Origin of the sequence: Aeribacillus sp. FSL K6-3256 (genome assembly GCF_037965805.1) — a bacterium.
Classification (GTDB): domain Bacteria; phylum Bacillota; class Bacilli; order Bacillales; family Aeribacillaceae; genus Aeribacillus; species Aeribacillus composti.
Window position 1 is genome coordinate 713,611 of sequence record NZ_CP150188.1, and the last position, 13,870, is coordinate 727,480.

Here is a 13,870-nt window from a genome sequence, read left to right on the forward strand (position 1 = left end):
GACTGAAGATGAGCTTGGAATTTTTAACATGCGATATTGAACAGCATGTAGCAGTTGTCACCATCAACCGCCCGCCTGTCAACCCGCTGAATTCAAAAGTATTTAAAGAGCTTGTAACCATTTTTAACGAACTGGAAGAAAACAGCCAAGTAAGAGTCATTATTTTAACAGGCAGCGGTGAAAAAGCATTTGTTGCCGGAGCAGATATTAACGAAATGGCTGATCTCGATCTTGTTGGCATGATGAATATGAACCGTGTGTCAAGGGAAGCTTTTTCAAAAATTGAAAACGCATCCAAACCTGTCATTGCTGCCATTAACGGTCTTGCTTTAGGCGGAGGCTTAGAGCTTGCATTGGCTTGTGACCTGCGGATTTGCTCGGAAAAAGCTAAATTTGCTTTCCCTGAAGTCGGTCTTGGCATTATTCCTGGCGGCGGAGGCACCCAGCGTCTGCAAAAAATTGTCGGTCAAGGCATTGCTAAAGAATTACTTTATTTTGGCGACATGTTTGATGCTAACAGAGCGTTGGAGCTTCATATAGTGAACAAAGTTGTACCTGGCGAAGAACTGCTGGCAACTGCCAAACAATGGGCAGAAAAGCTAGCCCAAAAACCGCCTGTAGCTCTTCGTATGCTGAAAATAGCTGTCAATGCTGGCAGCAATGCTGATCTGGAAACAGGATTGACCCTTGAAGCATCTAGTTTTGCCAATGCCTTTTCAACTGAAGATCGAAAAGAAGGATTGAAAGCGTTTGTAGAAAAGCGCAAGCCGGTTTACGTTGGAAAATAATAAAAGCGATACAACCGACTTCATGTAGAAAAGGTTATTTTATATAGAAAAAGTCATCGAACAAATCATGTATTTCACGAAGTGTCCGATATGAAATGACTCAGGATGCTTCGTGTCTTACATGTTTTGAATATTTGCGTAAGAGGAGATGGCGAAGCAATGAACAATTATTTGTTTTCGGTGTACGAGTTGGTAGAACATACGGTGAAAGCCTATAAAGATAAAGAAGTGCTCTATGACCTGAAAAACAGATTGACCTATGGCGAATTTTTTCAAGAAGCTAATCGGCTGGCTGCGGGTTTGAAAAAGCTGGGGATCAACAAGGGAGATCGAGTCGCTGTTTGCTTGCCAAACTGGAACGAAACAGCCGTTATTTTTGTAGCAGCGGCCAAAATAGGTGCAATTCTAGTTCCGTTTAATCCGAAGTATAAGCATCACGAAGTGGAATACATTCTCAAAAATTCGGAGCCAAAAGTGTTGTTTGTAACGGAACAGTTTGATGAAAACATTGGATTTAAGCAAGCGTTCCAAGTTGTAGAAACTTTGATTTCTGTTCGTTTTGAACATCCTGATCTATTATCCTATCAAGAAGTAGCGTCTTCCGCGTCAGAAGATGCTCCAGCTGAAAAGCTTGATGTCAACAACGATTTGTTTTGTTTATTGTATACATCAGGAACGACAGGCATTCCGAAAGGTGTAATGATCAGCCATCGCGCCATTGTTCAATCAGCTAATATTATAGCTAAAACGATTAGATGTACTGAAAAAGATGTGTTTATCGTTCCTGCTCCTTTATTCCATATTTTTGGAATGGCCGTCAATTTGTTTTGTGCGATCTCTTGCGGCGCAAGAATCATTTTGCAAGAGAAATATCATCCGAAGGAAACATTAAAATTAATTGAACAGGAAAAAGTGACGATCAAACAAGGAGTTCCCGCCATGTTTATAAAAGAATTAGAACAAGAAGATTTTGAAGATTATGACCTTTCTTCATTGCGAGCGGGTATTGTCGGGGCATCACCTATTCCACCAAACAAAGTGAAAGAAATTCGGGAGCGGATGGGAATAAACTTGTGCCAATCATACGGAATTACCGAAACAGGATCTGTTACTGCGACTGACTATGATGAACAGGATGAACGAGTGATATTGGAAACTGTAGGAAAACCGATCGAAGGTGTAAAGCTGAAAATTGTAGACGAAAATCGGCAGGAGCTCCCTCCAGGCGAAGTTGGTGAAATTGCCATCCACAGCTTTGGCACCATGAAAGGGTATTACAAAATGAAGGAACAAACAGAGCAGGTTTTGGATAAAGAAGGATGGTTTTATACGGGAGATCTCGGAGTGTTGGATGAAAAAGGAAACCTTCGTTTCGTCGGGCGAAAAAAAGAAATGATCATTCGTGGAGGCTTCAACATTTATCCGCAGGAAGTCGAGGCAGTTTTAACTAAACACCCTCAAGTTGTCGAAGCTGCTGTCATAGGCTTGCCTGATGAAGTAATGGGCGAATCAGTTTGTGCTGTTATAAAGCTGAAAAAAGGCGCAGCTTGCACAGAGGAAGAATTAAAAGAGTTTGTTAAAGCGCAAATGGCATCATACAAAGTTCCAAACAAAATTATTTTCACAGAAGATTTTCCTGTCACAGCGAGCGGTAAAATTCAAAAGGTAAGACTGAAAGACCAAGTGATGGAAAAATTTAATATCAATGCATAAATGGTTCGTTGAAAAGAAGAGTTTAAGAAGAACAGCTTATCGGCTGAAACATTGAAACTCCGGCGATTATGATTTGGAAAATATCGGGATATCTTATGAAGCTGAGCATCCATTCCATATAATGTTTCCTGTTGGTTTCTTTACACTGCCGGCCGGCATTGTTTATTTAACTCGTCGTAACGGACAGTTTTGCTATGGTACTGAAGTCATTCATGCGTTTGATGTCCATGCTGCTATTTGGAAGCTGGCTTATTGACTGAATAATTGAGTTACAATTTCTAAAAATTCCGATAAAATAATAATATCTCAAATCTATTATTTTTACTTCTAATCTTTTAAAATTTGAAAACGATTGCAAAAAATGTTCATAAGCGTTTGATGATTGTGCATGCTCATTTGATTTCATTTGCGAGATCCGGATTTTCTTAATCTTTTGGCGGCTCCCTGCTTCTATTCTTGTCTTTTTTCGATATTGCAGCTGCAATTACTTACCTTCCATATAATTTGTCGTCTCATGATGAGCTTTTCAGCCGTTATTTCGGCTGGCTCCGCCTCTTTTTTTGAACGAAAAGGAAAAGTGATGTATGATTTGGAATTTCCCGCTATTCTTTCGTGCCTTTAGCTTTTGTTCTTTCCATTATGTATGTGATGCCATTATGTTTTGCGTTTCCATTCAGCAAGCTTATACAGATGCCGGTGGTTATGGGGACTGTTTTCAGCTTATTGGAGCAAATGCACTTTTCTTGATTTTGCTCTAATAACAGGTGAAGCAACTTTGGGAGAAAAATGAATGGTTAAAAAACAGAGGTGTTATAAAATGGAACAATTTTCAAGCAACCCTTTTTTGAAAAAAGTGATTTCTTTAGATGATATATTTACACCGGAGAATTTTACTGAAGAACATCGCATGATAGCTAGCACTGCATCAGCCTATGTAGAACAAGAAGTTTTGCCTGTTTTGCCGGAAATAGAAAAACAACAATTTGATCAATCGATTGAGCTCTTGAGAAAAGCAGGAGAATTAGGTCTATTAGGATCAGATGTGCCTGAAGAATACGGAGGGCTTGATTTAGATAAAATCAGTTCGGTTATCATCATGGAGGAAATTGGAAAGACGAGATCTTTTTCAACAACATTTGGAGGGCAAATTGGAATTGGCTCCCTTCCGATTGTGTATTATGGAACAGACGAACAAAAGGAAAAATATTTGCCTTACGTAGTTAGCGGCGAAAAAATTGGTGCGTATGCATTGACAGAACCGTCGGCAGGAACGGATGCCTTAAGTATCAAAACGACAGCACGATTGTCTGATGACGGCAAATACTATTTAATTAATGGCGAAAAACAATTTATTACTAATGCATCTTTTGCAGATTTCTTTATTTTGTACGCGAAAGTGGACGGTGAGAAGTTCACCGCCTTTATTGTCGATAAAAACAGTGAAGGGATTACAATAGGGCCGGAAGAAAAGAAAATGGGTTTAAAAGGCTCTTCAACAACACCGGTCATTTTGGAGGATGTAAAAGTTCCGGTTGAAAATGTATTAGGGGAAATTGGCAGGGGACATTTGATTGCGTTTAACATTTTGAATAACGGCCGCCATAAAATATCAGCGGCAAGCCTCGGCATGGCAAAAAGAGCATTGGAGCTCGCCGTTCAGCATGTAACAGAGCGGAAACAATTTAATCGGCCGCTGTCGCAATTTCCGTTAATTCAAGAAAAAATAGCCGACATAGCTGCAAAAATATTTACGATTGAAAGCATGGTATATCGTTCTGCCGGCGAGTTGGATCGGGGATATCAGTACTGTAAAGAAAATAATATACCGTATAGAGATATTTTAAAACAATTTGCAGTGGAAGCTTCGATCAACAAGGTGTTTGCCTCCGAAGCGCTGGATATCATTGTGGATGAAGTGCTGCAAATGCATGGCGGATACGGTTATATTTCCGAATATGAAGTGGAGCACCTTTACCGCGATTCAAGGATTAACAGAATATTTGAAGGAACAAACGAGATTAACCGGATGATTATTGCCCAAACACTGCTGCAATCAAAAGCGGAATGGCCGGATTTCAGAAAGCTGGATGAAGGTCCATCTGAAGAAATGGCGCAGGAGTGGGAGCTGCTGTCCAACTTGAGAAGGCTCGCGGGACAAGCGATGGAAATGATTTTACAGTCATTTGAAAATTATAAGGAAGAACAAGAAATTTTAGCATGGTTGGCAAATTTGGCCATTTCGATTTATGCAATTGAAAGCAATTTATTTCGAGTGGAAAAATTACTTGCAAATAAAGCTCAGAAAAAAATAAAAGAAAAGAAACTATTGGCAAAAATTTTCGCATATGAGGCATCTAGTAAAATCGTGTCAGAAATGTTCAAGTTCAGTGTGTTACACGATGAACAAATAAAGCAGCAAAAAGAAAAATTATTTAAAACGATTCAATCAAGCAACAATGATTTTGTTCATGATAAACGATTGATAGCATCTGCCGTTATAACTGCCGGAAATTATTCAGGCATTCACAAGCTATAATCGATTGTTTCTTACGTGGATGTCCGATAAGTTCCAAAAATAATTCAAGTAGGGCTGTTCAGGAAGTCAATTCTCCATTGAAAACAAAAAATCATAAGCATCATATATAACGTTTCTAAAACATTTAAGGGGGCGTCATAAGCCGAAAAAACGACTTATTTGACAGCCCCCTTAATATATTTCGATTTTTGTTTGAAGGGGCTGTCCAAAAAGTCAGGGTTAACTGACTTTTTGGAGCCCCTTCATTTTAGGGACTTATCGGACAGACCATTTTTTCTATCTTGTTTATATCCTTCAGAAGTCTTATGAAGGATTTTTCTTATGCTCTCTTTCTTAATTACGTTCTCCAAACGTTTTATGACGAACATTCAGCACATACAATTGCTTCTTGTTGAACTTCATTACCTCTAGAAGGACATTTACAAATTTTATTCGATTATTTTGTCCTTCACAGTAGTATTTCTCCCAAATCCTTCATTTTAGGAACTCATCGGACAGCCCTTTTCAGCATGTATGAGCTGATGCCGCAATCCCAAACTCAACATATACCTTATCGAGCTCCCGCAAAGAAAATCTGGCACCTTGCAGATGCGAGGGGCATTCAATTTAAAAAAATAACAAAGGTATTTTATTTGTCCCGCATAGAGGAACAAATGAGTGACGAATAAAGAAAAAATGCCATTATAATAGAATCATAGTAAGCGTTTCCATCAATCAATCAATCCATCCATTTCATTTATGTAAAGGAGAGATATGTCATGAGCAACAAGCGTACAGTTGTCGTTGTAGGCGCCGGTCCAGTTGGCCTTGTAGCAGGATTGGCACTTAAAAAAAGAGGAATTTCTTCTGTCGTGATTGAAGCAGAGCCGAAAGGGCGGCCAAGACCTGGAAGCCGAGCAATTTATATTCATAACGCAACGTTGAAGCTGCTTGAAAGCATTGATGAAGGACTTGGTTTTGAAATTGCGAGAAATGGTGTTGTCTGGCCGATAAAACGCACGATTTATAAAGGGAAAGAAGTGTACGTAAGAAATTACGGTGTGACGGATACTAGTGATCCGACAAAGCTTCCGCCATTTACGTCGTTACATCAAAATCATATTGAATCGATTATATATGATTATTGTGAAAAAGCCGGCGTTGAATTTGTATGGGATGCCCCTGTGAAAGAAGTGATTTCAGAAGAAGACGGCATTAAAGTGGTGACAGAAAAAGGGGATGTTTGGGAAGCGGAATATGTGATTGGTTGTGACGGCGCTCGTTCTGTCGTCCGTGAAACAGCAGGATTAAAATTTGAAGGGCCAAGAACAAAAGATACATTTCTTGTCGTTGATGTTGAAGAAGATGAAAACGATCCGCTGCCGCTTGAAAGGGTTTTCCACTATCAGCATCCGGCAATGGGCGGGCGGAATGTAATGTTTGTACCGTTCAAAGGCGGGTGGAGAATCGACCTTCAACTGCTGGAAGACGATAATCCAGATGAATATTCGGAAGTGGAAGGAGTAAAAAAATGGCTTCCGAAAGTTATGGATCCTAAATATGCAGAACGGATTACGTGGGTATCATCATACAGATTTCATCAAGTTGTCGCCAATTCATATACAGACGAAAAACGAAGAGTTCTGTTGGCAGGAGAAGCTGCCCACTTATTTGCACCATTTGGTGCTAGAGGGCTGAATTCGGGGGTTCCTGATGCTTTAATTGCTGTTAAAGGAATTGAAAAGGCTCTTGATGCTTCAAGCGAAGAGAAAAGACGCGAAGCGATTGAAAAAGCGGCAAATGAACGGAGAATTGCAGGCTTGTGGAATCGCAACAGCTCTTCGACTGCATTGCATCACCTGCAAGGAAATTCTCCAGAAATGAATTTAAAAAGGGAAATTGCAGCATCTTTAACAGCCATTGTGCCGAAATTAGGAAGATGGCTTGATGAAGGCCCTTATGGCCCGAAATTTGGTCCGCCTGAATTAACAACAAAATATTAATCGCTTTTGATTTTAGATAAAGGGGTGGAAAACATGTCAATTACGCTCATTGAGAACCAGTCTTCATATGATTTCAAGCATGAACGAGTCAATCAAATGGCGGATCGTCTGCTAAACATTAACTGGTACCAGCATGTCGGAACAATTCATGATGACGTCCAGAATAAAGCAGAAAAATTTTTGCAATCACTGAATATAGCAAATTACGAAATTAAGTGGATTTCAAAAGATGAAATTGGAAATATATACGATACCATACGGTTAACTAACAGCTCTTTATGGGAAGCATTGAAGGTGCTGCCTGACAGGCTGAAAGAGAAAATTGATCAATCCGGACAAGAGGAAATTTTGAACGAAATCGTCTATCACTTGCCGGAAGCTGTATTTCATGAAGTCTATAAAGGTGCCTTCAAAACATTTTCAGATGAATCATTCATTCGATTTTTAGTTGGCCATGCCATGTACATCAGCGTGTTGGCATGCGCATGGGAATTGGCTGCAAATATAAACGGATGGGGAGAAAATCCATTTGCCTATTTAGTTGATATTTTAGAAATGGGACATATTCCATTAGGTTCAAACAACCAAACATTTTATATCATGTAGGGGTTCCATATGTGTGCGGCAGCCATATTTTCGTGCGAAAAGCATGTAAAGGAATCGCTGAAGCTGTTAGATGCACCGCATGTCATTATATTAAGTCATTACACGAAAAAGAAATGCAAGTTTTGTCAGAAAAAAGCCGTTTTTAAGTTTGAAGAATAAAATTATGCAAAATAGCAGCCTTGTCTTCTTACAGATGAAGCAAGGCTGCTTTATTTTTTGGAGATAAGAAAATCTTCATCCTTTTCTAGTTATGCGGAAAACGTTTTCAAAAATATATATGTGTTTATCTTTTTTTTCGATTGTCCACAACCCTTCTCGCTTTCATTGTAAAGCGAGGCAGCTCGTTGTCTGGAACTTTTTCAACTTGAATTCTTAAACCGACTCGTTCTCTTAATTTTGTTGCGAGGATAGGGACGATTTGTTCAGAATCGGATTCAATTTCCACTTTGATTTGATCCATCTCATTTTCTGTGTAGTACACGATGCGAAATTCTTTCACTTCTTTGAATTCTCGAATAATGGATTCGATGGAAGACGGGTAAATGTTAATGCCCCGTATTATGACCATATCGTCTGCGCGGCCGAGAATTCCTCCAGGGAAAAATTGATAGGAATTGCCGCATTCACATTGCTGATCAGACCGGATCACGATATCGCCTGTCCGATAGCGAATAACCGGATAGCTTTCTCTTCCTAAATTGGTTAATACTAATTCTCCTTTTTCACCAACTTCCACCGGCTCCAACGTGTTAGGATTGATCACTTCTACGATAAACTCCGATTCATTGACATGAATCCCTTTTTGTTCTGAACAAGAATAACCGTATGCTCCCATCTCTGTCATGCCTACTTGGTCATATAAAACGGCTCCCCACAAACTTTCAATTTGCTTTCGTGTAGAAGGGACAGAGGCTCCAGGTTCACCAGCCGTAATGATTTTTTGGACAGGGCCATTTTTTATATCAATGTCGTTTTCTTCCGCTACTTCCGCCAGATGTAAAGCGTAGCTTGGAGTACAGACTAGTACTGTTGCTCTGTTTTCTATCATGCTTCTCAATCGCTCAATCGAAGTTTGGCTGCCGGATGAAATCGAAAGGGCACCTAATCGTTTTGCTCCTTCAAATGCAGCCCAAAATCCAATAAAAGGACCGAACGAAAAGGCGAAAAATACTCTGTCTTTTTTCGTAACTCCGCTGGAGCGATAAACTTCCAGCCAGCATGTTTCCCACCATTCAAAGCTTTTTTTTGTATCTAAAATTTTCAGCGGTTTCCCTGAAGTGCCGGAAGTTTGATGGTATCTTACATATTCCTCTAAAGGGTATGAATGGTTTTTGCCGTATGGAGGATGATTGTTTTGATCGTCGACCAATTCCTTTTTCATTGTGAAAGGAAGCTTTTTCATTTCTTCCAAAGATTGCAGCGGAAGCTTTAAACCGGCAAGTTTTTCTTTATAAAATTCATTATGATTCAAAACAAAATGTAACAATCGATTCAGTTTTTGCAATTGCAGCGACCTAAGTTCATTTTCTTGTGTTTGTACTGTATGAACCATGAATATTCCTCCCTTTTAGACTTGTAGCTAGTTTCTTATCATAGTCAGAAAAGAAAGAAAAAGGAATATTCTAGTTCTTTTATACAAAACAAAAAATTCAAAATTTTAAAAAATGTACTCATTTTCCGTCGATATACCCTAAATGCTCTGATATGCTTTTAGCTGCTTGCGTAATATGTTCAATAAAGACTGGAAACCGATCATCTGTCATTCTGGCAGTTGAGCCAATCATGGACAGTGAAGACACCACTTTGCCGGAATAATCGCGAATTGGTGCTGCGATCCCGACATACCCGACATAAAATTGGTCTTTTGATATGGCAAATCCTTGTTTTTTAATTTTTTTTAACTCATTTTTTAAAATGTCTGGATCGGTGATCGTATAGGGAGTGTATGCATATAATTTTTTCGACAAAACTTTTTCAATTGTTCGTTTGTTTTGATAAGCCAGAATGCATAACCCTTCACTTGTGCAATGAATCGGATTTTTCCGCCCTATATATGTTAACAGCCGATCGGGCTGGCTGCTTTCAATTCGGAACAAATACACTACTTGATCCTCTTCCAAAAGACAAATATGGGCGGATTCATTTAATGTGTGAACAAGCTTTTTTACAATAGGCAGCGCTTCTTTGTATAACTCATGATTGCTGAAAATCACGCCTCCTAATGTTAGAATCGAAAGGCCTAATCGATACTTGTTTGTCCGGGGATTTTTTGATAAAAATCCTTCCTTTACAAGCAATGAAACAAGGCGATGGGCGCTGCTTTTGGAAATATTTAATTTTTTTGATATTTCGGTAATCCCTAGCTCTTTTTGTTTATGTGTAAAAAGACGCAGAATTTTCATTGCGTTCTTCACAGATGACAGCAAATATTTTTCGCTCATGTTAGTCCTCCAGTCTAGTCGTCATTTCCGAACAATTGCTTCGTTTTTCTCTGTTTTATTAATTCAGAAATTCTTTCTCCCGCATTCACCACTTTTTTTATAAGCTGCTTGATGTTAATGGAATTGATTCGCTTCGTAGAGCCGGTAATGTTCACTGCTGCAACCACTTTGTTATGTTCATTAAAAATGGGCGCACCGATTCCGATGATCCCTTTTTGGAACTCTTGATTGCAAACGGCGTAGCCTTCTTTTTTTATTTTCAAAAGTTTTTCTTTTAATTGCTCGGGTGAAGTGATCGTGTTCGGACCGTATTTTTTGAAGGGCTGCGAGCAAATTTTCTCGATTACTTCTTCGTCTTCAAAGGCTAAAATGGCTTGACCGGGACTTGTGCAGTAGACAGGATTCCTTCTGCCGATATGGGTATATTCTTTTTTTGAAGGATACGTGCATTCAATTTTTTGCAAATAAATAATTTCGGTGCCTTCTAATATGGAAATGTGCGAATTTTCGCCTGTCTCCTCTGTTAAAACATTTAGAACCGGCGTCGCCTCATTTAAAATTTTCAATTGGGAGCTAACGATGCTTGTTAATGTCAAGATCGAAGCACCTAAACTGTAATGATTTGTGTTTATATCTTTGTATACAAATCCTTCGCTGGCTAAGCTTGTTAAAAGTCTGTGGGCAGTGCTTTTTCCGATATTTAGCTTTTCGGCTATTTCTGACACACCCAGTTCCGGTTCGTCCATTGAAAAGCTTTTTAAAATTTTTAAAGCGTTTTCAACAGAAGAAATTCTTTTTTTATTTTGAGAAGTCATCCATATCACCTGTAAAAAATTTTTTGATTGATGAGGAAATCCATTTTTGTTCTGTATATAAGAAAAATAATGTATTTTTAGATTTTTTTCAATATTAAGATGGTAACAAGACCATAATCAATGAAAGGGGTTTCAATAGTGAAACTGATCACGTTTACAGAACAAGGCGTCACACGCATCGGTGCAATTGAGGATGGAAAAGTGATTGATCTGCATGCCGCATTTGAAAAAAAGCTGGAATCGGAAGGGAAATTGCGCTTCAAACAAATTGCTGAGGCGTATGTGCCGGCAGATATGAACGGATTTTTACAAGGCGGAAAGGAAAGCTTGGACTATGCAAAAGAAGCAGTTGCATTTGCTTTAAAACATGAAAAATATAAAGGAAAGCAGCTTGTGTTTTCCAAAGAAGATGTAAAAGTGGAAGCACCAGTGCCATCGCCGGGGAAAATGATTTGCGTAGGCCATAACTACAGGGAGCATATTTTGGAAATGGGAAGAGAGATTCCTCCATATCCTGTAGTTTTTGCGAAATTCGCGAATACTGTCATCGGACCGGAGGATGACATTCCTCATTATCCAATTTCCGATCAGCTGGATTATGAAGCTGAGTTTGCTTTTGTGATTGGAAAACGGGCGCGCAATGTTTCCCAAGAAGAAGCATTGGATTATGTTGCAGGCTATACAATTGTGAATGATGTGACTTACCGGGATCTTCAACGCCGTACACTGCAATGGCTTCAAGGCAAGACAGTGGATGGAAGCGCTCCGATGGGACCGTGGTTAGTAACAACCGATGAGCTGTCAGATCCTTCTGGGCTGGAAGTAGTCTTAACGGTTAACGGTGAAGAACGTCAGCGTTCTAACACGAAAAATCTTGTCTTTTCCGTACAGTACTTGGTTGAATTTCTATCTGGACTTATGACCCTTGAGCCGGGAGATGTCATTTTGACAGGAACTCCAGGAGGTGTTGGTGTAGCAAGAGACCCTCAAGTATTTTTAAAAGATGGAGATGTTGTCCGCATCGAGATAGACGGCATCGGTGCATTAGAAAATAAAGTGAAAAAAGTGACGGGGGAGATCAGCGAATGACTAATATGAACGAAGCGATTGAAAGCATAAAACAATCCATTGACCAAATGATTGAAACTACAAAAAGTCTTTCAGAAGAGACCATTCGTTGGAATCCATCAGAAGAAGAATGGTCCATCATGCAAATTCTTTGCCATGTTGAAGAAGCGATTCCATACTGGTTAAACGAAATTGAGCGGCTGCTTGAGTCGCCGGGTGCAGAATGGGGAAGAGGACTTACGGATGAAAACAGGCTTGCTGCTGTTGCTAATACAGAAAAACGTGAAGTTTCAGACGTGCTAAACAAGCTTGAAAACGTAAAAGATCAAGTGGAAAAAGTGTTGAGCAAGCTGTCAGAAGAAGATTTAAAATCAGAGGCTCCGAGCCGCAATCCTCGTTTCGGAACAAAACCGATGTCTTTTATTGTCGACCACCTGCTTGTCGAACATGCAAGCAAGCATTATAGCCAAATTCAACGTAATTTATCAAAGCTTTAAAAGAATAGAGGAGGTTAGTTCATCATGGCGGAAAAAAATGAGTTTTTTAAAAGTAAAATTGTCCGAGATTTCACAAAAGATATTGAGCAATACCATCTAGGACCGCTTTGGGATGCTATTCCAGATTTAATGCATCGCCAGCCAACTCCGCAAGCTGAAGCGTATCTTTGGAAATGGAAAACCCTTTATAAAAAATTGATGGAAGCAACTGAAATTTTTACTCCTGAGCGCGGCGGAGAAAGACGGGCGATTTATTTTCAAAATCCTGGATTGACTTATCGAAAGCCTTGGGGATGGGCATCAACAACACAAACGCTTTATGCTGCCGTACAATTAATTCTTCCCGGTGAAGTAGCGCCTTCGCATCGCCATTCGCAAAGTGCGCTGCGCTTTATCAGTCAAGGAAAAGGCGCTTATACAATTGTGCAAGGCGAGCGGATTTTTATGGAGGAAGGCGATTATCTCATTACTCCGAAAGGGCTTTGGCATGGTCATGGACATCCGGGTGATGAGCCGATGATTTGGATGGACTGTCTTGATATTCCAACTATCTATTCGATTGGCGGCACGTTCTTTGATCCTTATCCAGACGGAATTGAACAACCGAAAGTTCCTGATAATTACTCATCGCAAAGATATGAAGGTGGCATGGTTCGTCCAATTTCTGACCGTGAACCAAAAATCGCTCCGTTAGGGTCTTATAAATGGAAGCAGACTGAAGCAGCTATTCAAGGTTTAAAACGCTTTGATCCAGATCCGTACGATGGATATGCGGTTGAATATATCAATCCTTCAACAGGCAAACAAGCCAATCCGACGATTTCCGCTTGGATGCAATTGCTTCCAAAAGGGTTTCATTCAAAAGCTCACCGTCATACGCACTCAACTATTTACCATGTCTATAAGGGATCTGGGTACAGTATTATCAACGGTGTGCGCTTTGATTGGGAAAGCGGCGATTTCTTCGTTGTTCCGAATTGGGCGTGGCATGAGCATGTTGCCGAAAAAGATTCTTACCTGTTCTCTGCGAATGATTTGCCGATTATGGAAAGATTTGATGTGGAACGTGAAGAAGCTTATGAAGAAAATAATGGATTCCAACAAGTGACCGATGAATTTCAACCTGTATTCGTTTAAACTTAGCAAGCATAATGGAGCAGTTGACGGTCCAAATTAAAACTGAACCTTTTGACGAGGTTTTCAAAACCCCTTTTTCACAAAGCTATTGTTGAAAAAGGGGTTTTTGTTTTTTAGCGCGCCCAGCTAAGGTGTAATGGAAGATGGACAGTTTCATAACACCGAAAAGGGTAACCCCGCAGGGCGGAGTCATTTCGTCTCTTTTAGCGAACAGCTACCTGCATTATATGGACACGATATGAAAGAAGAAGTTCCTACACTTAGGAGAACTGTGCGATACGCAGATG

The 13,870-nt window shown here is 39.8% G+C and carries 12 protein-coding genes; 9 read left to right on the top strand and 3 right to left on the bottom strand.

Going from position 1 to position 13,870, the window contains the following annotated elements:
- Positions 1-8 precede the first annotated feature (8 nt).
- The 6 genes from NSQ84_RS03415 to NSQ84_RS03440 all read left to right on the top strand — a co-directional run bounded on the left by NSQ84_RS03415 (position 9) and on the right by NSQ84_RS03440 (position 7,625).
- Entirely contained in the window at positions 9-788 is a 780-nt protein-coding gene (locus NSQ84_RS03415; protein ID WP_063389217.1) for an enoyl-CoA hydratase-related protein, read from the top strand.
- Positions 789-947: 159 nt separating this feature from the next.
- Positions 948-2,501: a class I adenylate-forming enzyme family protein gene (locus tag NSQ84_RS03420; RefSeq protein WP_339212216.1), complete on the top strand. Its 1,554-nt coding sequence runs from the start codon at positions 948-950 to the stop codon at positions 2,499-2,501.
- Positions 2,502-2,574: 73 nt separating this feature from the next.
- Positions 2,575-2,757: a hypothetical protein gene (locus tag NSQ84_RS03425; protein WP_339212217.1), complete on the top strand. Its 183-nt coding sequence runs from the start codon at positions 2,575-2,577 to the stop codon at positions 2,755-2,757.
- A 534-nt stretch (positions 2,758-3,291) separates the two neighbouring features.
- On the top strand, positions 3,292-5,037 hold the full coding sequence (locus tag NSQ84_RS03430) for an acyl-CoA dehydrogenase family protein (RefSeq protein WP_339212218.1): 1,746 nt from the start codon (positions 3,292-3,294) through the stop codon (positions 5,035-5,037).
- Positions 5,038-5,795: 758 nt separating this feature from the next.
- On the top strand, positions 5,796-7,019 hold the full coding sequence (locus tag NSQ84_RS03435) for an NAD(P)/FAD-dependent oxidoreductase (protein WP_311066885.1): 1,224 nt from the start codon (positions 5,796-5,798) through the stop codon (positions 7,017-7,019).
- Positions 7,020-7,052: 33 nt separating this feature from the next.
- A complete protein-coding gene (locus NSQ84_RS03440; RefSeq protein WP_311066886.1) occupies positions 7,053-7,625 on the top strand; it encodes a hypothetical protein in 573 nt (190 codons plus the stop codon).
- A gap of 283 nt (positions 7,626-7,908) precedes the next feature.
- Here the strand turns inward: NSQ84_RS03440 and NSQ84_RS03445 are convergent, their stop codons facing one another.
- The 3 genes from NSQ84_RS03445 to NSQ84_RS03455 form a co-directional block, all read right to left on the bottom strand.
- Entirely contained in the window at positions 7,909-9,177 is a 1,269-nt protein-coding gene (locus tag NSQ84_RS03445) for an AMP-binding protein (RefSeq protein WP_311066887.1), read from the bottom strand.
- Positions 9,178-9,295: 118 nt separating this feature from the next.
- A complete protein-coding gene (locus tag NSQ84_RS03450; RefSeq protein ID WP_063389210.1) occupies positions 9,296-10,066 on the bottom strand; it encodes an IclR family transcriptional regulator in 771 nt (256 codons plus the stop codon).
- A gap of 14 nt (positions 10,067-10,080) precedes the next feature.
- The gene (locus NSQ84_RS03455; RefSeq protein ID WP_066248859.1) at positions 10,081-10,881 is read right to left on the bottom strand and encodes an IclR family transcriptional regulator; all 801 of its coding nucleotides are present in this window, start codon (positions 10,879-10,881) and stop codon (positions 10,081-10,083) included.
- Between the two features lie 138 nt (positions 10,882-11,019).
- On the opposite strand from NSQ84_RS03455, the gene NSQ84_RS03460 reads away from it, so the two are divergent.
- From NSQ84_RS03460 to NSQ84_RS03470, 3 genes are read left to right on the top strand one after another with little or no spacing between them, the layout of a single operon-like run.
- Positions 11,020-11,970: a fumarylacetoacetate hydrolase family protein gene (locus tag NSQ84_RS03460; RefSeq protein WP_339212219.1), complete on the top strand. Its 951-nt coding sequence runs from the start codon at positions 11,020-11,022 to the stop codon at positions 11,968-11,970.
- On the top strand, positions 11,967-12,446 hold the full coding sequence (locus NSQ84_RS03465) for a DinB family protein (protein WP_066248864.1): 480 nt from the start codon (positions 11,967-11,969) through the stop codon (positions 12,444-12,446). The genes NSQ84_RS03460 and NSQ84_RS03465 overlap by 4 nt, the downstream gene beginning before the upstream one ends.
- A gap of 24 nt (positions 12,447-12,470) precedes the next feature.
- The gene (locus tag NSQ84_RS03470; RefSeq protein WP_063389206.1) at positions 12,471-13,583 is read left to right on the top strand and encodes a cupin domain-containing protein; all 1,113 of its coding nucleotides are present in this window, start codon (positions 12,471-12,473) and stop codon (positions 13,581-13,583) included.
- Positions 13,584-13,870 lie beyond the last annotated feature (287 nt).

Bases quoted from the DNA above. Each gene is read 5' to 3' on its own strand.
- NSQ84_RS03415 (WP_063389217.1), top strand. From the start codon at position 9: ATGAGCTTGGAATTTTTAACATGCGATATTGAACAGCATGTAGCAGTT.
- NSQ84_RS03420 (WP_339212216.1), top strand. From the start codon at position 948: ATGAACAATTATTTGTTTTCGGTGTACGAGTTGGTAGAACATACGGTG.
- NSQ84_RS03430 (WP_339212218.1), top strand. From the start codon at position 3,292: ATGGTTAAAAAACAGAGGTGTTATAAAATGGAACAATTTTCAAGCAAC.
- NSQ84_RS03435 (WP_311066885.1), top strand. From the start codon at position 5,796: ATGAGCAACAAGCGTACAGTTGTCGTTGTAGGCGCCGGTCCAGTTGGC.
- NSQ84_RS03440 (WP_311066886.1), top strand. From the start codon at position 7,053: ATGTCAATTACGCTCATTGAGAACCAGTCTTCATATGATTTCAAGCAT.
- NSQ84_RS03445 (WP_311066887.1), bottom strand. From the start codon at position 9,177: ATGGTTCATACAGTACAAACACAAGAAAATGAACTTAGGTCGCTGCAA.
- NSQ84_RS03450 (WP_063389210.1), bottom strand. From the start codon at position 10,066: ATGAGCGAAAAATATTTGCTGTCATCTGTGAAGAACGCAATGAAAATT.
- NSQ84_RS03455 (WP_066248859.1), bottom strand. From the start codon at position 10,881: ATGACTTCTCAAAATAAAAAAAGAATTTCTTCTGTTGAAAACGCTTTA.
- NSQ84_RS03465 (WP_066248864.1), top strand. From the start codon at position 11,967: ATGACTAATATGAACGAAGCGATTGAAAGCATAAAACAATCCATTGAC.
- NSQ84_RS03470 (WP_063389206.1), top strand. From the start codon at position 12,471: ATGGCGGAAAAAAATGAGTTTTTTAAAAGTAAAATTGTCCGAGATTTC.